The sequence below is a fragment of the Arthrobacter sp. Y3222053 genome (assembly GCF_059092805.1).
Genome location: NZ_JBNHIA010000001.1, coordinates 816,279 through 840,810 on the forward strand (window position 1 = coordinate 816,279; position 24,532 = coordinate 840,810).

Below are 24,532 nucleotides of genomic sequence, written 5' to 3' on the forward strand. Positions count from 1 at the left end.
GGAGTGAGGTGGGCTGGACTTGTCAAGAGTGTTTTTGAATCAGTTGCACCCCAAATAATCCGCCTTCGGCGGCTGCGGCGGGTTCAGCCCCGGCTCGTTCAGCCCCTGGGGTTCAGCTCCGGCGAGTCCGGCGGCGGGCCCGCGGGTCGTCCAGGATGGTGGTGGTGACGGCCAGGATCTGGGGGCGGGCCGGTACCGAGGAAAACCCGAAACGGACCGGCGGCCGCACCGGAGCCAGGTCCCCAAGGTCCTGGCCGTTCCACGAACATCGGGCGGACGTGATGGCGCGGATGGAGCGGATTCCGTAGACCTCCAGCTTGCCGCCGGAACGGCCGGCGGTGCGCACGCCGCGGACGAACAGCCCGGCCAGCGGGCTGATCAGCCGCAGCCAGGTGGGGGAGACGGCCACCGCCGGCGGCACCAGTTCCAGCATCCGGCCGAGCAGCGTCACCTGCCCCAGTTCGGCGCGCAGTTCAAGGGGTCCGCCGGCCACGCTCAGCACGCCGTCGTCCAGCCGGCCGCTGAGCGGCACGACGTCCACGGCGTCAAAGGAGTAGGTGGCGGACACATACTCGGCCACGGCGTCGCTCGGCGCCAGCAGGAGCCGGGAACCGAAGGGGTTCTCCACCATCACATCCGTGAAGGGGCCCAGCGGGGATTCAGGCCAGTGGCCGACCACCAGGCGGGTGCCCGAGGCGGCGCCCACCCCGGCGATGTAGCCGCGGAAACGGTCCATGCGTTCCACCGTACGTCCAGGCGTATGATCGGCGGCACGCCCCACGGAGCGCTGAAAACCCGGATCGGCTAAACTTGACAGGTAAGAGCCCCGCACCACCGCTCCGACCCGTTCGGAACGGAACGTGCAGGGCGTTCTCATGCACGGCAGCGGTAATGCGCCAGGGCGGCGCAGCTGGCTCCGTATCGAAGTGGGGGAGGATCCCATGCCAGCAATCGTGATCGTCGGAGCCCAGTGGGGCGACGAAGGCAAAGGTAAGGCCACCGACCTGCTCGGCGGCCGCGTCGACTACGTCGTCAAGCCCAACGGCGGCAACAACGCCGGCCACACCGTCGTCGTCGGCGGTGAAAAGTACGAGCTCAAGCTGCTGCCCGCCGGCATCCTCAGCCCCAACGCGATCCCGGTGATCGGCAACGGCTGCGTGGTGAACCTCGAGGCCCTGTTCGCCGAAATCGACGGCCTCGAAGCCCGCGGCGCCGACACCTCCAAGCTGCGCATCTCCGCCAACGCCCACCTGGTCGCCCCGTTCCACCAGGTGATGGACAAGGTCACCGAACGCTTCCTCGGTAAGCGCGCCATCGGCACCACCGGCCGCGGCATCGGCCCGGCCTACATGGACAAGGTCGCCCGGCTGGGCATCCGCGTCCAGGACATCTTCGACGAGTCGATCCTCCGCCAGAAGGTCGAAGGGTCCCTGAAGCAGAAGAACCAGCTGCTGGTGAAGGTCTACAACCGGCGCGACGTCGACATCGAGGACACGGTCCAGTACTTCCTCGCCTACGCCGACCGACTGCGCCCGATGGTCATCGACTCCACGTACGAGCTGAACAAGGCGCTCGACGAGGACAAGGTCATCCTCATGGAGGGCGGCCAGGCCACCTTCCTCGACGTCGACCACGGCACCTACCCGTTCGTCACCTCCTCCAACCCGACGGCGGGCGGCGCGTCCGTGGGCTCCGGCATCGGCCCCACCCGCATCACCCGCTCCGTGGGCATCATCAAGGCCTACACCACCCGCGTGGGAGCCGGACCGTTCCCCACCGAACTGTTCGACGACATGGGCCTCTACCTGCAGAAGACCGGCGGCGAGTTCGGCGTGAACACCGGCCGGCCGCGCCGCTGCGGCTGGTACGACGCCGTGCTGGCCCGCCACGCCTCCCGCGTCAACGGCTTCACCGACTACTTCGTGACCAAGCTCGACGTGCTGACCGGCATTGAGAAGATCCCGGTCTGCGTGGCCTACGACGTCGACGGCGTGCGGTTCGACGAGATGCCGATGACGCAGACCGACTTCCACCACGCGAAGCCGATCTTCGAGTACTTCGACGGCTGGACCGAGGACATCACCGGCGCCAAGACGCTGGACGACCTGCCTGAGAACGCCCGCGACTACGTGCTGGCTCTCGAGAAGATGTCCGGCACCCGGTTCTCCGCCATCGGCGTCGGCCCGGACCGGGACCAGACCATCGTGGTCCGCGACCTGATCAGCGAGTAAAGCTCCACCACGGGCAAAGGCCCCGCAGCCGGTACGGCTGCGGGGCCTTTCCGCGTCCGGAAGCGGGTGCTGGCCTCCGACGGTTTCCGGGCTAGGCGAGCCGCTGCGGGGCCCGGCCGTCCTCCAGGGCGGCCTGCTCGGCCGAGCGCTGGAGGATGCAGAACTCGTTGCCCTCCGGGTCGGCCAGCACCACCCAGGTCACGTCGGGTCCCTGCCCGACGTCGGCGTGGACCGCGCCCAGGGCCAGCAGCCGGTCCACTTCCTCCTGCTGGGTGCTGCCGCCGGAGGACCGCAGGTCCAGGTGCAGCCGGTTCTTGAGCGTCTTCTCCTCGGGCACCGGAATGATGTCGATGTCCGGGCCGGATCCGCCGTCGGCCGGGATCAGGGACACCACGCCGTCCTCGTCCGTCTCCGCGATCCGGTAGCCCAGGGCCTGCGTCCAGAATTCCGCCAGCCGGGGCGGGTCGACGGCGTCGAGGGCGATCGAGGAAATGGCACTGGGCATGGCGGAACTCCTGACTGGGCGGGAAAAGCGTTGCCCGAAGCTAACAGCGCCGCAGACGCGCCGTCAACGTGTGCCCTCGTGGGGCCGAGGCGGGTGCAATCAGGGCAGCGGCGGCGACAGGGGCGGCGGAAGGTCCGGCGTCAGCCCGCCCCGGAGCGGAGCCGACGCCGGATCACCAGCGACGCAACGATGCAGGCCACCGACGCGGCGGAGGCCAGCACGTACAGGGTGACGATGCCCGGCGGCGGCTGCAGCGAGGGGGTGTTCGCCCAGAAGATGAAGCAGAACCCGCAGCCCACCAGGCCGGCCACCATCAGTGCGATGCCCAGGAAGGTCAGTCCCTTCATCGGCCCAGTATGCGCCGGCTCCGGAGGCGGCGGGCAGGGCCGGCAGCCGGTTTCGACGCCGCAGGAGAAAGGTTCCCACGCCGGCGGAGGCGCCCGCGTGGGGGTTCAGGCCAGGCGCAGGGTGGTCAGGCAGGTCGGGCTGTCGGCGGAGGTGCTGAAGTCCTGGGCCGCGGTACCCCGCTCGGAGCTGACCTCGAGGGTTCCCGTGATGTCCTTGGGCAGCCAGAAACCGACAAACCCGTTGTCATAGGTGCTGACCGCCTCGTCGACCAGCACGTCGCCGGCCTCGTCCGTGATCCGCACCTGCAGCGGCTCGTTCACGAGTTCGCCCTGGCAGCCGGAGAGGCTGTGGTGGAAGCAGTCATGAGTCGTGGTGGAGAAGGGCGCGACGGCCAGGTAGAACTCGTCCAGCGGCAGGACGGCTTCGCCGTCCTCATCGGTCAGCGTCACCTCGTCATAGGTGACCGACGCGGCCAGGCCGGAAGCGCGGTCCTCATTGGTGCGGTCCAGCTGCTCGACGACCTGGCGGGCGTCGGCCCCCTCCAGGCCGTGGTTGCCTAGCACCGGGTCGGCGGCGCCGTCCCCGGACGAGCAGGCGGTGGCCGCCAGCAGGGCGGCGGCGGAAAAGGCCAAACGAAGCGCACGCATGGAGCCAGCGTAGCCAACCCTCTGTCTCGGACTTAATCCGTGCGCGGCCGGCCCGCAGCGGGATTAGGATTTTCGGCATGGGGGGAATCAGTGAAGAGCTCGTCGCCAGCCTGCAACGCGCCGTTGCGGCCAGCCCGGAGGACATCGCCTTAAGGCTGCACCTGGCGGAGCTGCTGCTCAACGCGAACCGGGCCGTGGAGGCGTTGGGCGAGGTCAACGCAGCGCTCACGGCCGAGCCCGGCAACATCGCCGCGCTGGCCCTGCTCAGCCGCACCGCGGCCGCACTCAACCCCGCCGCGCCCACCGCCGGACCCGCCTCGGCCGGAACGACCGCCGCACCGGCTGTGTCCCCTGAACCCGGGGAACCCGCAGCGGAGTGCGACGACCCGCTTCCGGCAGATCCGGCCTTGGCCGACGGGACGCCGGCGGCAGGCCCGCTTCCGGGGGAGGACGGGCAGCCCGCTGGGGACCCCGGACGAGCCGCCGGTTTCGACTGGGAGCGCGCCGAAGCCGACCTCGGCGCCGACGTGCCGCCCCCGTTCCTCGAGGCCGAGCTGAGGATTGGCGACCCCGGCCCCGGCGCCGACGCCGCGCCGCCCCTGGAGCCCGCGGGCCCGCCCGTGACGCTGGCCGACGTCGGCGGCCTCGAAGCGGTGAAGAAGCGGCTCAACGAGTCCTTCCTGCAGCCGATGCGGCACGCCGAGGTGGCCCGCGCCTTCGGAAAGTCGCTGCGCGGCGGCCTGCTGCTCTACGGGCCGCCGGGCTGCGGCAAGACCTTCCTGGCCCGGGCCGTGGCCGGAGAGCTGGGCGCCTCCTTCGTCAACGTCACCATGACCGACGTGCTCGATTCCTTTGTGGGCGGTACCGAAAAGAACCTGCACGAGGTCTTCATGGCGGCCCGACGGCGGGCGCCGGCCGTGCTCTTCCTGGACGAGGTGGACGCCCTCGGTCTGCGCCGCAGCAGCCTCAGCGGCGGATCGGCCTGGCTGCGGCAGATGGTCAACCAGCTGCTGCTCGAAATGGACTCGACGGCCGGGAACAACGACGGGCTCTACGTCCTCGCCGCCACCAATCACCCCTGGGACCTGGATGACGCGCTGCTGCGCCCCGGCCGGCTGGACCGGATGGTGCTGGTCACCCCGCCGGACCCCGCGGCCCGTGACGCGATCCTGCGCTATCACCTGGCCAACCGGCCCATCGCGGGCATCGACGTCCCCGCCATCGTGCACCGCACCGACGGCTTCTCCGGCGCGGACCTGGAGCATATCTGCGTCACCGCGGCGGAGAAGGCGATGACCGAATCCATCAGCGGCGGCGAGCTGCGCCCGATCAGCATGGAGCACATCAACGCCGCCCTGGCCGAGGTCTCCGCCTCCACCCGATCCTGGCTGGACCAGTCGCGCAACGTCGTTCGCTTCGCCAACCGGGACGGACGCTACAACGACCTGGCCGACTACCTGCGCTCGCGGAAGCTGCTGTGAGCGCCGACCTCACCCGGGACGCGCTGCGGGCCCGCGTCGAGGTGCTGGCCGCCACCGGACGCAGCGCCGAAGCGGCCACCCTGCTCGAGGAGCAGGCGCCAGTTCACCTTGACGAGTCCTGGCTGTACACGGACCTGGCCCAGCAGTACCTGCGCCTGGACCGCCCCGAGGACGCCGAGCGGGCCGCCCGGCAGGCGCTGGCGCTGGAACCCGGCGGGCGTGACGCGCTGCTCCTGCTTGCCCTGGCCCTGAAGGGCAGCGAACGCTTCGCCGATGCGCAGGAGGCGGCAGCGGAGGCGGTCGCGCTGTATCCCGACGACGACGTCGCGCACCGCATTGCGGCCGCCATCCTCATCGTGTCCGGCACCGACGAGGAGGCCGCCGAAGGCTGGCGGCACATCCGGCACGCCCTGAAGCTGAATCCGCACGACCCCGACCACTACGTCGTGGCCGTCTACGCGAACCTGGCCGTCGGGGGACCCGTCTCCCTGGGACGGCGCTACCTGGAGGACGGGCTGGCCCTGGATCCCGGCCATCGGGGCCTGATTCTCGCCGGCGCGGCGCTGGGGGACGCACCCACCGGCCCGGACCGCGCGGAGCTGTTCGCCTCGCTGCTGGCCGTCAATCCGCTGGACGACGACGCGCACCGGTCCCTGCGCTCCGAGTTCTTCCAGCGGCTGATCAGCCTGGCCTTCATTCCGTGGCTGCAGGTGCTGTTCTTCGGGCTGCTGGCCAGCTCCCTCGGCGGCGGCGTCAGCCCGACCGTGGCGCTGGTCCTGCTGGGCCTGCTCCTCGCCGTGGGATTCGTGCAGCGGCTGCGGCAGGCGCGCCGGCTGGCTCCCGGACAGGCCGGAACCCTGTTAGAGGGCAACCTGCGCGCAGTCGGCGGCGCCGCCGCGGGCCTGGCCGGCCTGGGAATCCTGGCCGTCCTCCCGCACGTGGTTGATCCCGGCCCGGAGGTCAGCGCCGCGGCGGCACTGGCCCTGTCCGTCGTGCTGTTCCTCGTGGCTGCCGTACGCGCGGCCGCGCACCTCAGGCGCTTCCCGCCGGGCTATGCCCGGGACCTGCTTGGACGGAACCGGCGGGCGTGGGCGGGTGCAGCGGCAGCCCTGGCGGCCTTCGCGCTCGCCACCGCGGGCACGCTGTGGACCGCGGCCGACGGCGGTGCGGGCCCCGGGCTGTTCCTGCTGATGGCGACGGCGGTCCCGTCCGCCGCCGCGGTCCACCTGCTGGAGGGTGCGGAGCGGGGATCGGTGCCCCGCCGCGGCAGCCCCGGTTTCGCCGACTACCGGAAGTGGCGCGTGGGCATATATGCCCGGCCGGTCTGGTACCTCCTCGGCGGTGCAGTCCTGGCGCTGCTGCCGATGCTGACGCAGCTGCGGGACCTTTCGCCGCTGGAGGGCGCCGCCGCGGTCACGGCGGGCGTCCTGCTCCTTGCCCGCGGCCTCCACACCCTCTTCCTCCTGCTGGCCGCGGCACCGGCGCAGGACGCCCGGCGCGGGGTACGGGAACGCCTGGCGGTCCGGGCCGGCCGGCGGGTCCTCATTTCGGGAGACAACTTCATCAACTTCGCCCTGGTGTGCCCGCTGGTCATGGTGGTGATCGGGGCCGTCGTGCTGATGGGCGGCACCGGCGGCGGGGACTGGCTGGACGGCCTCGGCCAGCTGCCCGCTCCGGATTTCCTGCGCGGCGGTTCCGAGCCGCCGGTGCCGGAGATCACGCCGGTTCCGGTGCCGGAGCCGACGCTGCTCCTGCCGCAGGACCTGCCCACCGGCCGGGGCTGATCAGCCTTCTCCAGGGCGGCTACCAGCGGTTCCGGGCCTCCTCGATCCAGCCCTGCAGCCCCTCCAGCCGACGCCAGGCGCCGTCCGGGGTCCGGGCCCGGCCGGACCAGGAGCCGAACGCCTGCCAGGTCTGCGAGGCGACGACGAGGGCATTGGTACGTGCATGGCGGCGGTGGAACGGGGTGAGCACCGCGTCCAGCCAGGGCCCGCGCACATGCCAGGGGGACAGCGGCGCCGAGAGGTCGTAGCTGAAGTCCAGCTCGCCGTCGTAATGGTGCAGCCGGCCGTCCACGATCAGGGCGTTCTCCGTGGAGCCCGTGCCGGCGGTCCAGCCGCCGCCGATCTGCAGGCCCAGCTGCGTGCCGTCCACCTCGCCGAAACCCACCCCCCAGTTCCAGCGCTTCGCGTACGGCCAGCGGCCGCGCCCGCGGTCCAGTACCGCGAAGGCGCCGGGGCCGACGTCGTACCGCCGTCCCTCCACCGTGACCGTCCCGGAGACGGCGCGGGCGACATCCTTGAGCGTGTACTGGAACCGGGTCCGGGACCAGGGCACGACGACGCCGAGGCTGTCGCCGCCGGCCGGCGCGTACAGCTGAACCTGGACCCGGTCCGACTCGGCGCTCAGGCGGGTGCCGCCGCCGTCATCCCGGAAACCCAGACGTAGGCCTCCGGCGGCGGCGCGGGCCTCCAGCGGCGGCAGGGAGTCCGGGAGCCGGAGGTCCGTTCCCGAGGGCAGCAGCTTCAGGGGATCGACGCTGATCTCCCGGCCGGTGGAGCGCTCGTAGACATACAGCTGCAGCACCGCCGCGTAGTCGAGCCCGGCGATGGTCATTCCGAGGACCAGGTCACCGGTCATCACGCCCCAGTACTCCCAGCGCTTGGTCCGCCAGCCGTGGCGCGGCCCGGCGGGCAGGGACGTCAGGTGCAGCGGACGGCGGGTGAATCCCACCGCGGCCGGATTGAGCGTCCCCCGGGGCAGGGCCAGGTTATGCGGGCCCGTGATTTCCTTCATGGGCGCCAGTGTAGGGCAGCCGGTCCGCCGGTCCGCCGCCGGGCTGCGGAGAGGGACAGCGGCGGTTCCGGGGAAGCGTTGAGAAAAAAATATGCGCCTGAATGAAACTTTTGGCAGACACCGTACGATTACCCCTGTGCAACGGCCGCGCCGAGGCCTATCCCCCCAACGGGCATCGGTGCGGCCGTTGCTTATGCGCCGGGAGTGGCGGACGGGTAGGATTTGCTTGATCCCCCCCTCGAACCCAAAGGCGCCTTCCGTGGAGACTTCGCTGACCGAGCACACGCTCGGCCAAGCGCGTTCCCGGGATCCTGACGCGCTGCGCCGGGTATACGACGCCGTGGCGCCCGGGGTGCTGGCCTATCTCACGGCCAAGGGCTGCGACGATCCGGAAGCGCTGACCCAGGACGTGCTCCTGACCCTGTTTACCAAGCTGCCGGAGCTCCGGGGCGGCACCCAGGGGCTGCGGACCTTCGCGTATTCCGTGGCCCATGCCCGGATGGTCGATGACATCCGCCGCCGCCAGCGGCAGCCCGTGCCCGCACCGTACGATCCGGATGCCGACCGCAGGAGCACGGCCTCCGCGGAGGACACCCTGATGGGGGCCGCGGCAGTGGCGGCGCTGCTGGAAGGGCTGCCGGACCCCCAGCGTGAGGTTCTCCTGCTGCGGGTCCTGGCGGATCAGTCGGTGGAGGAGACGGCAAGGATCATGGGCCGCACCAGCGGTTCGGTCAAGACACTGCAGCGCCGGGCGCTGCTGGCACTGAGGGAACAGCTGACCCGGAAGGAGGCGGTGGAATGAGCGGCAACGAAGCCCGTAACGACCTTCGCCGCCTGCTGGCCGAAAGCGGTGTGGACCCGTCCCCCGAACTGCTCGATGCCCTGCGCCGGCTCCAGGAGGCCGACACCGGAAAGGCGCCGGAGCCGCAGGGTGAACTCGCCGAGCTGCTGGGCCGCCCGCCCCGGCTGCGCTCCGTTGACGGGCCGAAACGTCCAAGCCAGCGCAGGCCGCGGCGCGGTTTCCTGCTCACCGCGGCCCTGATCGGGGCCATGGCTGCCGGGACCTCCGGGGTCGCGGCGACCCTCCGGGACCACCAGGTCACCGCCGACGTCGCGGACACCGCCTCCCAGCTCCCGCCGATGGAACAGGTGCCCGGGGCTGAACAGGCCGCGGGTGCGGGCGAGGCCGCGGGGACCTCCGTTGCAGACGCCTCCGCAGCTCCCGGAGCCTCCGCCTCCGCGGGCGAGGCCGAGGAGACCGGCTCCCAGCCGGCACCCGCTCCCGTGGAGACGGCACCGGCTCAGCCGGCGCAGGAAACGCCCGAGACAACCGGGCCGGCACCCGCACCCGCAGCCGGCGAACCGGGCCACGGCACGTCGTTCCGCCCCGGCGGAGCCGGTCAAGGCCCGGCGAACCGTCCGGGCGGAGCCGGCCAGGGCCCGGACAGGAGCGGTCGGGGCGAGGGCGGCGGTCAACCGGCGCAGCCCGGCGGCGGCCGGCCGTACGGCCCGGAACGGAATCCCGGCGCCGGACAACGGCCCGACCACGCTGCCGACCGCGGCAACGCGGGACGGCCCGGAAGCCGGGACGCCGACCACCGGCAGGGCCCCGGCGCCTCGTGGGCGGAACCGGGTGCAGCCCCGGGGGGCCGGAGTCCCCAGGAGAACCGGGGCGGCGTCCGCCAGTCGGAGAACGGGTCTCAGGGGCCCGCCGCGGTCTACGGCGGCCGGAGCGGCCTGGGGCGTTGATCCCCGGGCGCTCCGCCCGCCGGCTCAGGCGGTGAGCTGCCGTTTCGAGGAGATCACCCCGGTGTTGAAGCCGGCCAGGTTCAGGCCGCCGTGGAACCGGGCATGCTCGATCTTCACGCACCGGTCCATCACCACGTCCATGCCGGCGGCCTCGGCGTCCCGCGCCACCTCCTCGTGCCAGGCACCCAGCTGCAGCCACAGCGCCTTGGCGCCCACGGCCTTCGCCTCGGCCAGCACGGTGGGCAGGTCGTCATGGCGGCGGAACACGTCAACGATGTCCGGGACCTCGGGCAGGTCCGCCAGCGAGGCGTAGACCGGCCGCCCGAGGATCTCCTTCGCCACCGGGTTCACGAAATACACCCGGTACGGCGAGGAGGAGAGCAGATACGTGGCAACGAAGTAGGACGCCCGGGAGGGCTTGTCCGAGGCGCCGACAATGGCGATGGACTTCGCCCGGCGCAGCAGCGCCAGGCGTTCCGGGGCGCTCGGGCCGGTCCAGGTGCGCTCCGTGGTGGCGGTGTTCTCAGACATGGGCGGACTCCTGGGTCTCGGCGGCGGGCAGGGAGCAGGACGCCGCGGCGGCCGGCGCATCGGCTGCGGAGACGGCGGGAGCCGCACCTGCGGCAGCGGCGGCGGTCAGCGCCTGGTCGAGGTCCCAGAGGATGTCCTCCAGGTCCTCCAGCCCCACGGAGATCCGCACCAGGTCCTCCGGCACGCCGGCGGCGGCCAGCTGCTCGGGGGACAGCTGCTGGTGGGTGGTGGACCCGGGATGGATCACCAGGGTGCGGGCGTCGCCGACGTTGGCCAGGTGCGAGGCCAGCAGCAGGGATTCGATGAACACCTGCCCGGCCGCCCGGCCGCCCTTCACACCGAAGCTGAAGACCGAGCCGGGGCCCTTGGGCAGGTACTTCTTTGCCCGCTCGTAATGCGGGTGGGATTCCAGCCCGGCGTAGGACACCCACGCCACCCGCTCGTCGGCCTCCAGCCACTCGGCCACCGCACGGGCGTTGGCCAGGTGCTCATCCATCCGCGGGGCGAGGGTCTCCACGCCCTGCAGCAGCGAGAACGCCGACTGCGCGGAGAGCGTGGGTCCGATGTCGCGCAGCTGCTCCGAGCGCAGCTTGGTCAGGAACCCGTACTCACCGAAGTTGCCCCACCAGGAAATGTTGCCGTAGGAGGGCACCGGCTCGGTCATCGCCGGGAACTTGCCGTTGCCCCAGTTGAACCGCCCGGATTCGACGACGACGCCGCCCAAGGTGGTGCCGTGCCCGCCCAGGAACTTGGTGGCGGAGTGGATCACGATGTCCGCGCCGTGCTCGAAGGGCCGCACCAGGTACGGGGTGGACAGGGTGGCGTCGAGGATCAGCGGCACCCCGGCCTCGTGCGCCACCTTCGCGAGGGCCTCAATGTCGGTGACCTCGCCGGAGGGGTTGGCCACCACCTCGGCGTACACGGCCTTGGTGTTCTCCCGGATGGCCGCCGCGTAGTCGGCCGGATCGGTGCCGGGCACGAACGTGGTCTCGATCCCGAACCGGCGCAGGGTCACGTCCAGCTGGGTCACCGTACCGCCGTACAGCTGGGAGGCCGCCACGATGTGGTCCCCGGAGGAGCAGAGCGCGGCGAAGGTGACGAACTCGGCGGACATGCCCGACGCCGTCGCGACCGCCCCGATCCCGCCCTCCAGGGCGGCGATGCGCTCCTCGAACGCGGCGACCGTCGGGTTGCCGATCCGCGAGTAGATGTTGCCGTACTTCTGCAGCGAGAAGAGGTTCGCGGCGTCGTCGGTGTCCTTGAACACGAACGAGGTGGACTGGTAGATGGGCACGGCGCGGGCACCGTGCACCGCGTCCGGGGTGCCGCCGGCGTGCAGGGCGCGCGTGCGGAAACCAAATGGGCGGTCACTCATGGCAGAGTGCTCCTTCCTGAGGGGACTGGGCGGCTGCGGGCGGGGCAGGCGTTGCAACTTGCTCCGGTGCGGCCAAGAATGGGGGACGGGGCCGGGCCGGCCAGGGCCGCAGCCCCTGCGGACGGACCACGGACGAGGGGAACCGGCAATGGACGAGTACGTGATCGTGATTGAGACCGGATACCGCCGGGCCGCCGCCACGCACACCATCACCTTCACCGATCCGATGCCGCAGGCGGAGGCCACCGCGCTGCTGCTTGAACTGATGGAGGGCGGGCACGAGGAGCTGCTGCCGCCGCGGGCCGACACGATGGTGCTGGAGGTCTCGCCCACGGAGTTTCTGCGGGTGCAGGAACTCGTCGGCGGCTCCGTGGTGATGGATCGGGTGACCTTGGCGCGCCGGCATTAGGCCGCCGTCCCGCCGGCCCGCCGCGACGCGCAGATCCGCGCGATCGCCGGGATGCACGGCTCGTTCTGCAGGCTCGTGGTGTCGCCGAGCGTGCTGCCTTCGAACAGCTGGGTGAGCAGCCGGCGCATGATCTTGCCGGAACGGGTCTTCGGCACGTCCGGCACGGGCACGACGGCGGCGGGCTTGGCGATCGGGCCGATCAGCTTCGCGACGTGGGCGCGCAGCACCGTGGTGGCGTTCTCCGGCTCGGCGTCCTCGGACAGCACCACGAACGCGACGACCGCATGCCCGGTGAGCGGATCCGCGGCCGGGCAGACGCCGGCCTCGATCACCCAGGGATGGGAGACCAGCGCGGACTCGATCTCGATGGTGGACAGCCGGTGCCCGGACACGTTCAGCACGTCGTCCACCCGGCCGAGGATCCAGGTGTCGCCGTCGTCGTCGTACTTCGCGCCGTCGCCGGCCAGGAACCAGCCCTGCTCGGCGTAGGCGCGCCAGTAGGAGTCCAGGTAGCGCTGCGGGTTGCCCCAGACCGTGCGTGCCATGGCGGGGCCGATCCGGTCCACCACGATGAAGCCCTGGGTGTTCGCAGGGACGGTGGCGCCGGCCTCGTCGACGATCCGGGTGGAGACGCCGGGCAGGGCGCGGGTGGCGCAGCCGGGCTTGAACGAAGAGTCCGTGGGACGGGGGGAGAGGATGGTGGCCCCGGTTTCGGACTGCCACCAGGTGTCCACCATGGGCACCTCGCCGCGGCCCAGGTTCTGCCGCAGCCAGCGCCACGCCTCCGGGTTCACCGCTTCGCCCACCGTGCCGAGCAGCCGGATCGAGGACAGGTCCCAGGTGTCCGGCACGCCGTCGGGAAAGGCGCCCATCAGGGACCGGACCAGGGTGGGCGCGGTGTAGTAGCTGGTGACCTTGTAGCGTTCGATGATCTCGAAATGCCGGCCCGGGTGCGGCACCGCCGGGGTGCCCTCGTAGATCACCTGGGTGACGCCGTTGGACAGCGGCCCGTAGATCTCATAGGTGTGCGCGGTGACCCAGGCCAGGTCCGCGGTGCACCAGTGCACATCCGCGTCCCGTTGCGCGGGGCCGGGGTGCGAGAACAGGTACTCATGGCTCCAGGAGGCCTGGGTGAGGTAGCCGCCCATGGTGTGCACCAGGCCCTTGGGCTTTCCCGTGGTGCCGGAGGTGTACATGATGAACAGCGGCGTCTCGGCGTCGAACGCCTCGGGAACGTGGACGTCGGAGGCGGTGTCCACGGTCTCGTGCCACCACAGGTCCCGGCCCTCGGTCCAAGCGATGTCCGAGCCGGTGCGGCGCACCACGAGCACGTGCTCAATGGCGTTGTCGCCGGAGACCGCCTCGTCGGCATTGGCCTTGACCGGGACGGCGGCGCCGCGGCGGAACTGCCCGTCGGTGGTGACCAGCAGCTTGGCGCCGGTGTCCTCCACCCGGAACTTCAGCGCCTCGGCGGAGAAGCCGCCGAAGACCAGGGAATGCACGGCCCCGATCCGGGCGCAGGCCAGGGTGATGACGATGGTTTCCACGATGACCGGCAGGTAGATGACCACCCGGTCGCCGCGGCCGATGCCCAAGGACAGCATCGCGTTGGCGGCCCGGGACACCTCCCGCTGCAGGTCGGCGTAGGTGACGGTGCGGCGGTCGCCGGGCTCGCCCTCGAAGTGCAGGGCCACCTTGTCCCCGCGCCCGGCGGCCACGTGCCGGTCCACGCAGTTCACCGCCACGTTCAGGGTGCCGCCGGCGAACCATTCGATCGTCGGCACGGTGTACTCGGCGTCGGCCGCCGGAACCTCCGGGCCGGAGAGCCGGCGCGGCCGGTCAAAGGTGTGCGTGGTGTGCCAGGGCGTCTCCCACTGCAGCCGGCGGGCGGCGTCCTCCCAGAACGCGATCCGCTCCGCCTCGGAGGCGAAGCCGCCGAAGCCGCCGAAGCCGCCGGCGCCGTCGGGCCTGGCCGCCGGAACGCCCGCGTGGCCGGGCTGCAATGCATCGGTGAGGTTCAGGCCCATCGCCGCACCGCCCACCGCTCGACGATGCCCAGCAGCGCATCGGTGGCCTTGCCGATCACGGCCAGCAGCACGATGGCCAGCAGCAGCCGGTCGGTCCGCCCGTTGTTCTGCGAATCGGTCAGCAGGAAGCCCAGCCCCATCGATGAGGCGATCAGCTCCGCGGCCACCAGGAACAGCCAGGCCTGGGCCAGGGCCAGCCGCAGGCCGGAGAAGACCGAGGGCACGACGGCGGGCAGCTGCACCGTGCGCAGCAGCCGCAGCCCGTTCAGGCCGAAGGCGCGGGCGGCCTCCACCAGCTTCGCGTCCACATGGCGCAGGGCCAGCGAGACGGTGGTGAACACCGGAAAGAACGCGCCGATCGCGATCAGGGTGATCTTCGAGTCCTCGCCGATCTTCATCCAGAGGATCAGCAGCGGCACCCAGGCCAGCGACGGCACCGCCCGCAGCGCGCCGATCGCCGGGCCGAGCAGCACGTCCGCCAGCCGGGACAGGCCGAGCAGGGCGCCGAGCACCAGGCCGAGGGCGGCGCCGATCGCGAAGCCGATCAGGACCCGCTGGGTGGAGATCGCCACGTGCAGGCCCAGCTCGCCGCGGGAGATGAGGTCGGAGGCGGCGGTGGCGACGGCCGTCGGGGAGGGCAGCTGCACCGGGCTGAACAGCCCGGCGGCGGTGACGGCCTGCCAGGCGGCGAGGATCAGGGCGGGCACCAGCAGGCCGAGGCCCAGCCGGGCCCACCGGCTGCCGAGGAGGCCGGCACCGGGAGCGCGGCGGGCGACGGCGGGCTGCGCTGAGTCAGGCCGGCCGTCCACTGTCCCGGCCGCTGAAGCCGGTGCCGTGCTGTCGCCGGTCAGGTAGGGGTTGCCGATCTGCGCCATCAGGAGTCCTTGACCGCGGCCGGATCGGCCTTCTGCACGAAGGAGTCATCGAGCAGGGTGGCGATGGCCTCGTCGATGGCGGCCTGGTCTGCGACGTCGCCGGTCTCCACGAAGCTCGGGCCGACCTTCTCCAGGACGGTGCGCTGCGCCTCGCCCGGGGCGGGGTCGACGTCGAGGTTGCTGCGTTCGAGGATCACGGTGCGGGCCACCTCCAGGTCCAGGCCGGCGACGTCGGCCAGGATCTGCGCGGTTTCCTCCGGGTTCTCGGCAGCCCAGGCGCGGGCCTTCTCGTACGCGTTCACCACGGCCTGCGCGACCTCGGGCTGTTCTTCGAGGAAGGACTCGGTGGCGTTCAGGAACCCGTAGGTGTTGAAGTCCAGGTTGCGGTAGAACAGTTCGGCGCCGGCGTGCTCGGCGCCGGCCATGATCGGGTCCAGCCCGGCCCAGGCGTCCACGGAGCCGTTCTCCAGGGCGGTGCGCCCGTCCGCGTGCTGCAGGTTCTGCACGGTGACGTCGGAGGTTTCCAGCCCGGCCTCCTCCAGCGCCTGGACGAGGAAGAAGTACGGGTCGGTGCCCTTGGTCGCGGCCACGGATTTGCCGGCCAGGTCCGCCACCGAGGTGATCCCGGAGTCGGGGGCCACCAGCAGGGCTGCCCATTCCGGCTGGGAGTAGATGCTGATGGTCCTAATCGGGGAGCCGTTGGAGCGGGCCAGCAGGGCGGCCGAGCCGGCGGTGGAGCCGACGTCGATCGCCCCGGCGCGCAGCGCCTCGTTGGCTTTGTTGGAGCCGGCGGACTGCACCCAGTTCACCTCGACGCCGTCCTCGGCCAGGGTCTCCTCCAGCCAGCCCTGGTCCTTGATGACCAGGGACAGCGGGTTGTAGGTGGCGAAGTCGATGTTCAGGGTGCCGCCGTCGCCGGTGCCCGCGGCGGCGGGATCGGCGGCGTCCTCGCCGGCCACGCAGCCGGTCAGGGCCAGGGAGACGGCGGCGGCCGCGGCGGCCAGCAGGGTGATCGGGCGGCGGAGGGAACGGCTGTTCATGGGAGTCCTTTGCTGGGAACGTGCTGAAGCTGGGGTCGGGACACGAAGGTCCCGGAGCCGGCGTCGGGAGGACGACGGCGGGACGGAAGGAAGGGGAAGCGGAGGGATCCGGTGGCGTCGGGGGCCTAGCGGCGTTCGACGCCGAGGCTTTCGAGCAGCTCGACACGCATTCGGGCCAGCTCGGCCGAGGCGCGGTCCCGCGGGCGCTCGCCGGGTACGTCGATGACCCGGGTGATGGTGGCGCCGGGTGCCCCGCCGTCGCGGCCCAGGACGATGATCCGGTCCGCGAGCTGCAGTGCCTCGTCGACGTCGTGGGTTACGAGCAGCACGGTGGCGGGGGTCGCCCGGTGGATGTCGAGCAGGAGGTCCTGCATCTTCAGCCGGGTCAGCGCGTCCAGGGCGCCGAACGGCTCGTCGAGGAGCAGGACGCCGGGGGTGCGGGCGAGTGCACGGGCCAGGGAGGCGCGCTGGGCCATGCCGCCGGAGACCGCCGTCGGGCGGTGCTTGGCGAACCGGCCGAGCTCCACCAGCTCCAGCAGTTCGGCCACCTTGGCCTTGCCGGCGCTGGCGCTGATGCCGCGGGGCAGGCCCATGGCGATGTTCGCCTGCAGGGTCTGCCACGGCAGCAGCCGCGGTTCCTGGAAGGCGACGGCGCAGCGTTCGTCGATGCCGGAGACCGGGGTGCCGTCGATCAGGACGGAGCCGCGGGTGGGGTGGTCCAGGCCTGCGGCGGCGCGCAGCAGGGTGGACTTGCCGCAGCCGGAGGCGCCGAGGATGGCGAGCACCTCACCGGCGCGGACCTCGAAGTCGACGTCGCGGAGCACGGTGTGCGCCTGGGGCCCGGAGCCGAAGGTCCGTTCCAGGGCGCTGAAGGTGACGGGAAGGGCGGAGCCGCGCCGGGTCTCGGCGGCGGCAGGGGACTGGGATGCCAGCACAGGTGTCATAGATTTCTCCATCGATCCTGGCAGTAGCACCCTACGGAGATCGCCCTGGACCCGCAGTGCGGGCCTCCTGCGGCGGTCTCCTCGTTATCACCGCGCCTCAAGGAGGAAGCACGGCGACCAGGGTTGCTGCGGCGTCACGGAGCCAGGTCTCTCAGCCGCTCGGGATGGTCAAGAGACCACTAAACGCCCCCGCCCCGGGATCCGGCAAGTCCGGTCGTAACATTTCCTGCACCTGCCCGGCCCGGTGCCGGCCGTCGTTCCGGCGCAGAGGAGTGCTGCCCGGCGTCGGGCATTACGGCCTGTGACCCGGAACGTTTGCCAGCCGGGCCGGGATCGGCCCACGATGGGACGCGTACCCATCCGGAGCGGCCGAGAGACCTGGCTCGTCGACGCCGCAGCAACCCCCTGTTCCGCAGGGACGGTGCTACTGCCAGGACCGATGGAGGAATCTCATGCCTGCTTCCGCGCGCCGCCAGATCCGTTTCAACGCCTTCGACATGAACTGCGTGGGCCACCAGTCGCCCGGCCTGTGGCGGCATCCGCAGGACCGCTCGGCCAGCTACACGGACCTGGGCTACTGGACGGACCTGGCGCAGACCCTGGAGAAGGGCCTGTTCGACGGCCTGTTCATCGCCGACGTGCTGGGCACCTACGACGTGTACGGCGCCTCCAACGACGCGACCCTGCGCCAGGGCACGCAGGTGCCGGTCAACGATCCGCTGCTGACCGTCTCGGCCATGGCGCATGTAACCGAGCACCTGGGCTTCGGCGTCACCGCCGGCACCGCCTACGAGCACCCGTACCCCTTCGCCCGGCGCCTGGCCACCCTGGACCACCTGACCCGCGGCCGGGTGGGCTGGAACGTCGTCACCGGCTACCTGCCCTCCGCGGCGCGGAACATGGGCCAGACGGACCAGCTCGAACACGACGAGCGCTACAACCACGCCGACGAATACCTCGAGGTGGTCTACAAGCTGCTCGAAGGCTCCTGGGAGGACGACGCCGTCGTCCGCGATCCGGAAACCGGCGTGTTCACCGACCCGGCGAAGGTGCATCCGATCCGCCATGAGGGCAAGTACTTCACGGTGCCGGGCATCGCGATCACCGAACCCTCGCCGCAGCGCACCCCGGTGATCTACCAGGCCGGAGCCTCGCCGCGCGGCGTCGCGTTCGCCGCCGAGAACGCCGAGGCGGTGTTCGTCGGCGCGCACAGCAAAGCGAAGCTCAAGGCCACCGTGCAGCGGATCCGCGACGCGGTGGAGGCCGCCGGCCGGAACCGGTACGACGTGAAGATCTACACGCTGCTGACCGTGATCACCGACGCCACCGCGGAGGCCGCCGCCGCCAAGCACGAGGAGTACCAGCGTTACGCCAGCACCGAGGGCGCGCTCGCGCTGCTGTCGGGGTGGATGGGCATCGACCTGTCACAATTCGACCTGGACGCCCCCATCGGTGACGTGCAGTCCAACGCCATCCAGTCCGCCGTCGCGAACTTCCAAACCGGCGACGACGGCGCGGAACCGTGGACGGTGCGCGACATCGCCGCCGCGGCCGGCATCGGCGGACTGGGCCCGCGCCTGGTGGGCTCCGGCGCCGAGGTGGCCGAGGAGCTGATCCGCTGGGTGGAGGACACCGACGTGGACGGGTTCAACCTGGCCTACGCCATCACTCCGGGCACGTTCGAGGACATCGTCGAATTCGTGGTGCCGGAGCTGCAGAAGCGCGGCGCGTACCGGACGGCGTATGAGCCGGGCACGCTCCGGCACAAGCTCTTCGGCGCGGGGGACAAGCTGCCGGCGACCCACCGCGGCGCGCGGTTCCGGCTCGCGGAGGTTTCCCGCTGATCAGAGCGTCGAGGCCACGAAAACCTGGGACGGCCCGGTGAAGGTGGCCGTCGCGGGTTCTCCGACGTAGAGGACCTTCGCTTCGGGCTCCAGGTCCGCGGCGGCCCCGTGGACGGTGACTCCGGCGGGCGCCGTCGCCGCCAGCAGGACGCTGAACGGTCCTACCCGCACCTGCTTGGGATCCTCGGCCACGACCACCCTCCGCAGGTCCAGGCCGCCGCTCCAGAGAGGGATGCGCTGTTCGCCGTCGCCGACGTCGGGCACGGGCAGGGGGGAAGGGTTCGGCTGTCCGCCGCCGGTCAGCTGCTGGAGTTCACAGAGGTCCACGTACTCCTTGGTCAGGCCGGCCTTCAGCGCATTCTCCGAGGTGCCCATCACCAGCACGGCCTGGCCGGAGAGATACGTGTGCAGGCATCCCGGAGGAATCACGGCTGCGTGGCCGGGATCGAGCTGGATCAGCTGCATGCAGACGGCCAGCAGGATGCCGCGGTCCCGGGGGAAGAGCTGCTGCAGCCGGCGCACCACGGCCGCCGCCTCCGCGGCAGGTCCGTCAAGACCCTGGGCCCGCTCCACGGCGTCGGCGGTTTCCCGCAGGGCGGCAGCCAGTTCGCCCGGCGACATGCGGAGCACGGAGTGGACGGCCGTCTCATGGCGGAAGCGGAGGTAGGAATGCAGCCAGGGCAGCTCCAAGCCGTCGGCGATGGCCTGGAGCTCCTCCATGGTCCGTTCCCCGGCAAGCACCTGCAGGGGCGTGAGGGCCACGGCGACCTCACACTTCGGCTCGCGGTCCTTGTAGTTGCGGTTTCCGGCGCCCAGCGGCACGCCGCGGGCCTGTTCCCGCACAAAGCCCGCGAGAGCCTGCTCCCAATGCGGGTGCAACATGATCGGCAGCGGAACCTCGGCATCCAGGACCCAGAGGCGGAAGGGAAACGGCGAGCCGGACCCGGTCACCGGATGCGGCAACGCAGCGGCCTGCTCCGGAGTGAACCGGGCCAGCGTTTGCCGGTACGTTTCCGGGTTCCAGTCGATGAGCAGGCTGCGGGGAGAAGGGGAAGAAGGTCGGGGAGCGGGCGCTCCGGACCTTGAGAGTGCGGAATCAGTACGCACGGGGGTCACTTACATCACCAGGATGGGACAGGCACGATGCTATTGGAGCCGGTTGTGTCCGACACAAACACAACCAGTCCTCCCAGTTTATGCCTTCGGCGGCATGATTTTCGTGCCTGTCCCGGCCCGCTCCGAGTGCCGTCCGCTACACCCCCGCGCGCCGTTTCACCGCTGCCTCCACCGCCGCAACCAGCGCGTACAACAGGATCGAGGCGAGCGTCACCGCCACCACCGCCGCCCACACGTAGTCGTAGCGCGCGCGGGACACCGCCGACACGATGCCGTATCCGATGCCCTGCCCGGTCGCCAGCCACTCGGCCAGCAGCGCCCCGGTCAGCGCCCCGGGAATGGACACGCGCAGTGCCGTGAAGAACGCCGGTGCCGACGACGGCAGGGCGACCCTGCGGAACGCGTCCCACCGGCTGCCGCCGTAGACCTGGATGACCTCCAGCATCACCGGGGACGCGGAACGGAGCCCGACGACGATGGTCACCAGGGCGGGGAAGAACACCACGATGCCGCCCATCGCCGCCACTGTGACCTGTCCGCGGCCGAAGATCAGGATGATCATGGGCGCCAGCGCGACCAGCGGCACCGAGCGCAGCAGCATGGCCAGCGGCATCAGCGCCTGCTCCACCCCGCGGAACAGGGTAAACAGCGTCGCGGCCAGCAGGGCGGCGGCCATACCGGCCGCAAACCCCATGCCCGCGTCCAGCAGGGTGTGCCCCAGTTCGGCCAGCACCAGCGCCTGGTTCGCGCCGGCGTCGGCGTCCAGGAGCAGGTAGCTGAACACATCCGCCGGGCCTTTGCCGATGTAGGCGGAGACGTCGAAGATGCGCAGCAGCGCGATCCACAGGATGCCCACCACCGCCAGCGACGCAGCCAGGCCGAGCACCAGCCGCCCCGTGGCGCGCAGAGCCCCGGTCACAGGGCACCTGCCTTGGTGCCGACGGCCCACGGTGCAGCCCACCGGGACAGCAGCCCGAGCAGCCCGTAGGCGGCACCGGCGAGGGCGGTGCAGGCCAGGGCCACGCCCCAGACCCGGGCGGTTTCCAGGGTCTGCTGCGCGTTCACCATGGCCGGACCCAGGCCGCGGTCAACGCCGCCCACGTATTCGCCGAGGATCGCGCCGAGCAGTGCGGCCGGAGCGGCGATCTTCAGCGCCGCCAGCACCGCCGGCAGTGCGGCGATGATCCGCACCTTGACCAGCTGGTGGATGCGCCGGCCGCCGAAGACCGTCACCACGTCGAGGCAGGCGCGGTCGGCGGCCTTCAGCCCGGCCAGCGCGCTGACCATGGTGGTGAAGAAGACGGAGAGGGCGGCCAGGGCGACGGCGGTGCCGGAGGCCTCGCCGGTGCGCGGCGGTCCCAGCACGATGAAGATCACCGGCCCGACGGCGACCACCGGCAGGCAGTAGCTGACCACGGCCAGCTGGGTGGCCAGGCGCTCAAGCTGCGGCACCAGCAGCACCAGGAACGCCAGGCCCAGGGCGAGCGCATTGCCCCACAGGTACCCGGCGCCGGCCTCGGCCAGCGTCACTGACGCGTTGCGCTGGTAGAAGCCCCACCCGTCGGCCGCCAGCTGGCGCAGCACGGCCCACGGCGTCGGAATGGCGCCCGGGCCGCCGTCGGGCGGTGCGCCGACGCCGCGCAGGAACGTGGCCGCCCCGATCCACCAGAGGGCCAGCACTCCGACGGCGCCCGCGGCGCCGACGGTCCAAGGGGGAAGCTGCCGGCGGTTCACGGCGCCTCCGCGGCACCGGCGCCGCCGAACAGCAGCTCGGACGCGTAATCGTGCAGGGCATGGAACTCGGGGGTGCGCATCATCTCCGGCGTCCGCGGCCGGGGCAGGTCCACGGTGATGACCTCCTTGATCCGGCCCGGCCGCGGGCTCATGACCGCCACCGTGTCGGAGAGGAAGATCGCCTCGGAGATGCCGTGGGTGACCATCAGGGTGGTCGCCGGTTTCTCGGTCCAGATGCGCAGCAGTTCCAGGTTCAGGCGCTGCCGGGTCATGTCGTCCAGGGCGCCGAAAGGCTCGTCCAGCAGCAGCACGGAGGGTTTGAGGATCAGCGCCCGGGCAATCGAGACGCGCTGGCGCATGCCGCCGGACAGCTGCGCCGGGCGGGCCTTTTCGAAGCCGGTCAGGCCGACCAGGCCGATCAGCTCCCGGATGTACGCGTCGTCGGCGGGCATCCCGGCGACCTCCAGCGGCAGCCGGATGTTCGCGTACACGCTGCGCCAGGGCAGCAGGGCGGAGTCCTGGAAGGCGATGCCGAGCTCGTGGCCGCGGCGCAGCTCCTCCGGGGTCTTGCCGTCCACGAGGACGTCGCCGGCGGAGGGCGTCTCGAGCCCGGCCAGGATCCGCAGGATGGTGGACTTGCCGCAGCCCGACGGCCCGAGCAGCGACAGGAACGAACCGCGGGCGGTGCCCAGGTTGGCGTCGTCGAGGGCGGTGACCGTGCGCCGGCCGGTGCCGAAAGTCTTGCTCAGGCCGCGCAGGCTGATGCCGGTGCCGGTGCCGGTGCCGGTGCCGGTGCCGGTGCCGGACGACGGGAGCGGGGCGGCGCCGCCGGCCGCCCCGGAAGCGGGGGCCGACGGCGGCGCAGGCGGTGCGGTCCTGAGGGGCGTGCGCTGTGGCATTACTTCAACTCCGGGTTTTCTTCGAGGACCTCGGCCAGCAGGCTCATGTCGAAGACCTGCTCCGCGGTGAGGTCGAAGCCGGCCAGCTTGAGGATGTCGATGTTCTGCTGCATGAGCTCCTCCGAGACGGTGAACAGGCCGTTGGCCTCGGTCTCCTCGGTGACCACCAGCCTGGTGTTCTGCTCCTCGGCCTGCCGGATCTCCTTGGCCATGTCCAGGTTCAGGTCCGCACCGTATTCCTCCACCGCGAGCCGGGCGGATTCCTCGGCGTCGTCGACGGCGTCCTGCCAGCCGCGCAGGCTGGCTTCCAGGAACGCCTTGAGCTCCTCGCGCCGGGTCTCGATCGCCTCGTCGGTGGTCACGAAGCTTTCGGCGATGAACGGCAGCCCGTGATCGGCGAAAGGCAGCAGGGTGGGCGGCTGCCCGGCCAGCTCCAGGGTCAGCGCCTCATTGGTGAGGTAACCGAAGAAGCCGTCCACCTCGCCGTTGACCAGCGGCTGCGGGTCGTACTGCACCGGCACCTTCTCCACCGAGGCGGCGTCGATGCCGTTGATCTCCAGCAGCGCGTCGAAGAGGGTCTCGTTGACCCCGGCCTGCACGCCGATCTTCTTGCCGACCAGGTCCTCAGGGGCTGCGATGGCGGCATCGAGGGAGATGATCGCGAACGGGTTCTTCTGATAGGTGGTGCCGATGATCTTCAGCGGCGCGTCCTCCTCCACGATCACCGGCGCGACGCCGACCGGGCTGGAGGTGCCCACCAGGGCTCCGCCGGAAAGGACCATGGCCTCGGTGGAGGTGCCGCTCGGGCCGCCGGCAATGAGGTTGATCCCGGAGAAACCGGCTTCCTCGTAGTACCCGTTGGCATCGGCGAAGTACAGGCCGGCGAACTCGGCGTTCTTGATCCAGGACAGGTTTACGTCCACGGTGCCGTAGTCCGCGTCCTCCGTTCCGGCGTCGGCGTCGGACCCGCCGCAGGCGGTGACCAGCAGCAGGCTGGAGGCGGCGGCCACGCCCAGGAGGACGCGGGCGGCTTTCATACGCGACGGGCGCGGGGTCAGGGTCATGGGTACCAGGGCTTTCGGTGGAAGGAACAGGGCAGCCCGAGCCTAGGAACGGCATGTTTCGGCTGCCGCGACGGGGCGTTACGTGCCGGTAAAGCCGGTGTTAACGCTGGGTGCACGGCACGGCCCGCAGGTGTTTCCGGCCGCGCCGAAGGCGGCGGGAAGGCGCGGGGCGGGGCACAATGGCTTGGTGAGCACGCCGTTCAGCGACACCCGCCTCGTCCGCCGCATCCAGGTCGCGCGCGACGCCGCCTGGGACCGGTCCGCGTGGCCGGCGTCGGTGCCCGCCGTCGCCCAGGTGCTGGACTCCGGGTTGGAGCTGGGCCCGGGGGTCACCTTCCTCGTGGGGGAGAACGGCAGCGGCAAGTCCACCCTGATGGAGGCCGCCGCGGCCGCCTACGGGCTGGGTCCCGAGGGCGGCACGGTGCATTCGGCGCACTCGACGTTCCGCTCGGAATCCGCGCTCGCGGACCTGCTGACCCTGGTGCAGCGTCCCGGCGTGCCCCGCTGGGGGTTCTTCCTGCGCGCTGAGACCATGCACGGCTACTACACCTTCCAGAACGAGCTCGGCGGCCCCGACTTCCACGCCATGAGCCACGGCGAATCCTTCCTGGCCGTGATCGAGTCCTACATGGGCCGCACCGGCTTCTACTGCCTCGACGAACCGGAGGCGGCGCTGTCCTTCAACTCCACGCTGGCCCTGATGGGAGTGCTCGGCGAACTGGCCGACGCCGGCAGCCAGGTGCTGTGCGCCACCCACTCGCCGGTGCTCGCCTCCCTGCCCGGTGCCGTGATCTACGAAACCTCCGACACCGGAATCCGCCGCGCCGAATGGGAGGACCTGGACCTGGTGTTCAACTGGCGCTCCTACCTCAACGCTCCCGAGCGGTACCTGCGGCACTTGTTTTCCTGAGCCGCCC

24 protein-coding genes and 2 riboswitches are annotated in these 24,532 nt (G+C 71.3%); of the genes, 8 read left to right on the top strand and 16 right to left on the bottom strand.

Annotated elements, in window-relative coordinates; all coding sequences use genetic code 11:
- Positions 1–112: 112 nt before the first annotated feature.
- The gene (locus tag AC5RUW_RS03930) at positions 113–736 is read right to left on the bottom strand and encodes a hypothetical protein (RefSeq protein ID WP_494159474.1); all 624 of its coding nucleotides are present in this window, start codon (positions 734–736) and stop codon (positions 113–115) included.
- 205 nt (positions 737–941) lie between these two features.
- Between AC5RUW_RS03930 and AC5RUW_RS03935 the strand changes: the two genes are divergently transcribed.
- Positions 942–2,231 carry an adenylosuccinate synthase gene (locus AC5RUW_RS03935; protein WP_494159475.1) on the top strand — a complete coding sequence of 430 codons (1,290 nt, stop codon included), beginning with the start codon at positions 942–944 and terminating at the stop codon, positions 2,229–2,231.
- 91 nt (positions 2,232–2,322) lie between these two features.
- On the opposite strand, the gene AC5RUW_RS03940 is transcribed toward AC5RUW_RS03935, so the two are convergent.
- The 3 genes from AC5RUW_RS03940 to AC5RUW_RS03950 all read right to left on the bottom strand — a co-directional run bounded on the left by AC5RUW_RS03940 (position 2,323) and on the right by AC5RUW_RS03950 (position 3,731).
- Complete coding sequence (locus AC5RUW_RS03940; RefSeq protein ID WP_494159476.1) at positions 2,323–2,736, bottom strand: VOC family protein; 414 nt, start codon at positions 2,734–2,736, stop codon at positions 2,323–2,325.
- Positions 2,737–2,876: 140 nt separating this feature from the next.
- Positions 2,877–3,083 carry a hypothetical protein gene (locus AC5RUW_RS03945; RefSeq protein ID WP_494159477.1) on the bottom strand — a complete coding sequence of 69 codons (207 nt, stop codon included), beginning with the start codon at positions 3,081–3,083 and terminating at the stop codon, positions 2,877–2,879.
- A gap of 105 nt (positions 3,084–3,188) precedes the next feature.
- A complete protein-coding gene (locus AC5RUW_RS03950; protein WP_494159478.1) occupies positions 3,189–3,731 on the bottom strand; it encodes a CueP family metal-binding protein in 543 nt (180 codons plus the stop codon).
- Positions 3,732–3,808: 77 nt separating this feature from the next.
- Between AC5RUW_RS03950 and AC5RUW_RS03955 the strand changes: the two genes are divergently transcribed.
- Together AC5RUW_RS03955 and AC5RUW_RS03960 are read left to right on the top strand one after the other, a co-directional pair.
- Entirely contained in the window at positions 3,809–5,212 is a 1,404-nt protein-coding gene (locus AC5RUW_RS03955; protein ID WP_494159479.1) for an ATP-binding protein, read from the top strand.
- Positions 5,209–6,996: a hypothetical protein gene (locus AC5RUW_RS03960; RefSeq protein WP_494159480.1), complete on the top strand. Its 1,788-nt coding sequence runs from the start codon at positions 5,209–5,211 to the stop codon at positions 6,994–6,996. Before AC5RUW_RS03955 ends, AC5RUW_RS03960 begins: the two co-directional genes overlap by 4 nt.
- Positions 6,997–7,015: 19 nt before the next feature.
- Here the strand turns inward: AC5RUW_RS03960 and AC5RUW_RS03965 are convergent, their stop codons facing one another.
- Positions 7,016–8,008 (bottom strand): DUF2804 domain-containing protein, encoded by a 993-nt coding sequence (locus AC5RUW_RS03965; protein ID WP_494159481.1) that lies wholly within the window; start codon positions 8,006–8,008, stop codon positions 7,016–7,018.
- 259 nt (positions 8,009–8,267) lie between these two features.
- On the opposite strand from AC5RUW_RS03965, the gene AC5RUW_RS03970 reads away from it, so the two are divergent.
- Entirely contained in the window at positions 8,268–8,810 is a 543-nt protein-coding gene (locus tag AC5RUW_RS03970; RefSeq protein WP_494159482.1) for an RNA polymerase sigma factor, read from the top strand.
- Entirely contained in the window at positions 8,807–9,757 is a 951-nt protein-coding gene (locus tag AC5RUW_RS03975) for a hypothetical protein (RefSeq protein ID WP_494159483.1), read from the top strand. Before AC5RUW_RS03970 ends, AC5RUW_RS03975 begins: the two co-directional genes overlap by 4 nt.
- Before the next feature lie 24 nt (positions 9,758–9,781).
- Here the strand turns inward: AC5RUW_RS03975 and AC5RUW_RS03980 are convergent, their stop codons facing one another.
- Together AC5RUW_RS03980 and AC5RUW_RS03985 are read right to left on the bottom strand one after the other, a co-directional pair.
- Complete coding sequence (locus AC5RUW_RS03980) at positions 9,782–10,288, bottom strand: CoA-binding protein (RefSeq protein ID WP_494159484.1); 507 nt, start codon at positions 10,286–10,288, stop codon at positions 9,782–9,784.
- Positions 10,281–11,663 (bottom strand): O-acetylhomoserine aminocarboxypropyltransferase/cysteine synthase family protein, encoded by a 1,383-nt coding sequence (locus AC5RUW_RS03985; RefSeq protein ID WP_494159485.1) that lies wholly within the window; start codon positions 11,661–11,663, stop codon positions 10,281–10,283. Before AC5RUW_RS03985 ends, AC5RUW_RS03980 begins: the two co-directional genes overlap by 8 nt.
- A gap of 148 nt (positions 11,664–11,811) precedes the next feature.
- Here AC5RUW_RS03985 and AC5RUW_RS03990 point away from each other — a divergent pair, with 148 nt between their 5' ends.
- A complete protein-coding gene (locus tag AC5RUW_RS03990) occupies positions 11,812–12,072 on the top strand; it encodes a hypothetical protein (protein WP_494159486.1) in 261 nt (86 codons plus the stop codon).
- On the opposite strand, the gene acs is transcribed toward AC5RUW_RS03990, so the two are convergent.
- From acs to AC5RUW_RS04010, 4 genes are all read right to left on the bottom strand, one after another.
- Positions 12,069–14,099 (bottom strand): acetate--CoA ligase, encoded by a 2,031-nt coding sequence (gene acs, locus AC5RUW_RS03995; protein ID WP_494159563.1) that lies wholly within the window; start codon positions 14,097–14,099, stop codon positions 12,069–12,071. The two genes, AC5RUW_RS03990 and acs, sit on opposite strands and share 4 nt — an antisense overlap.
- On the bottom strand, positions 14,090–14,974 hold the full coding sequence (locus AC5RUW_RS04000) for an ABC transporter permease (RefSeq protein ID WP_494159487.1): 885 nt from the start codon (positions 14,972–14,974) through the stop codon (positions 14,090–14,092). Before AC5RUW_RS04000 ends, acs begins: the two co-directional genes overlap by 10 nt.
- Complete coding sequence (locus AC5RUW_RS04005) at positions 14,974–16,014, bottom strand: aliphatic sulfonate ABC transporter substrate-binding protein (protein WP_494159488.1); 1,041 nt, start codon at positions 16,012–16,014, stop codon at positions 14,974–14,976. The genes AC5RUW_RS04000 and AC5RUW_RS04005 overlap by 1 nt, the downstream gene beginning before the upstream one ends.
- A gap of 125 nt (positions 16,015–16,139) precedes the next feature.
- On the bottom strand, positions 16,140–16,958 hold the full coding sequence (locus AC5RUW_RS04010; protein ID WP_494159489.1) for an ABC transporter ATP-binding protein: 819 nt from the start codon (positions 16,956–16,958) through the stop codon (positions 16,140–16,142).
- Positions 16,959–16,963: 5 nt separating this feature from the next.
- Positions 16,964–17,129, bottom strand: a riboswitch (SAM riboswitch).
- A 182-nt stretch (positions 17,130–17,311) separates the two neighbouring features.
- Positions 17,312–17,404: riboswitch (SAM riboswitch) on the top strand.
- Positions 17,405–17,410: 6 nt separating this feature from the next.
- On the opposite strand from AC5RUW_RS04010, the gene AC5RUW_RS04015 reads away from it, so the two are divergent.
- A complete protein-coding gene (locus AC5RUW_RS04015) occupies positions 17,411–18,802 on the top strand; it encodes an LLM class flavin-dependent oxidoreductase (RefSeq protein WP_494159490.1) in 1,392 nt (463 codons plus the stop codon).
- Here AC5RUW_RS04015 and AC5RUW_RS04020 read toward each other — a convergent pair whose 3' ends face one another.
- From AC5RUW_RS04020 to AC5RUW_RS04040, 5 genes are all read right to left on the bottom strand, one after another.
- Positions 18,803–19,909 (bottom strand): type I phosphomannose isomerase catalytic subunit, encoded by a 1,107-nt coding sequence (locus AC5RUW_RS04020; RefSeq protein ID WP_494159491.1) that lies wholly within the window; start codon positions 19,907–19,909, stop codon positions 18,803–18,805.
- Between the two features lie 145 nt (positions 19,910–20,054).
- On the bottom strand, positions 20,055–20,837 hold the full coding sequence (locus AC5RUW_RS04025; protein WP_494159492.1) for an ABC transporter permease: 783 nt from the start codon (positions 20,835–20,837) through the stop codon (positions 20,055–20,057).
- A complete protein-coding gene (locus tag AC5RUW_RS04030; RefSeq protein WP_494159493.1) occupies positions 20,834–21,652 on the bottom strand; it encodes an ABC transporter permease in 819 nt (272 codons plus the stop codon). Before AC5RUW_RS04030 ends, AC5RUW_RS04025 begins: the two co-directional genes overlap by 4 nt.
- Complete coding sequence (locus AC5RUW_RS04035; protein WP_494159494.1) at positions 21,649–22,551, bottom strand: ABC transporter ATP-binding protein; 903 nt, start codon at positions 22,549–22,551, stop codon at positions 21,649–21,651. Before AC5RUW_RS04035 ends, AC5RUW_RS04030 begins: the two co-directional genes overlap by 4 nt.
- Complete coding sequence (locus AC5RUW_RS04040; RefSeq protein WP_494159495.1) at positions 22,551–23,615, bottom strand: ABC transporter substrate-binding protein; 1,065 nt, start codon at positions 23,613–23,615, stop codon at positions 22,551–22,553. The genes AC5RUW_RS04035 and AC5RUW_RS04040 overlap by 1 nt, the downstream gene beginning before the upstream one ends.
- A gap of 187 nt (positions 23,616–23,802) precedes the next feature.
- Here AC5RUW_RS04040 and AC5RUW_RS04045 point away from each other — a divergent pair, with 187 nt between their 5' ends.
- Complete coding sequence (locus tag AC5RUW_RS04045) at positions 23,803–24,525, top strand: AAA family ATPase (protein WP_494159496.1); 723 nt, start codon at positions 23,803–23,805, stop codon at positions 24,523–24,525.
- Positions 24,526–24,532: the final 7 nt, after the last annotated feature.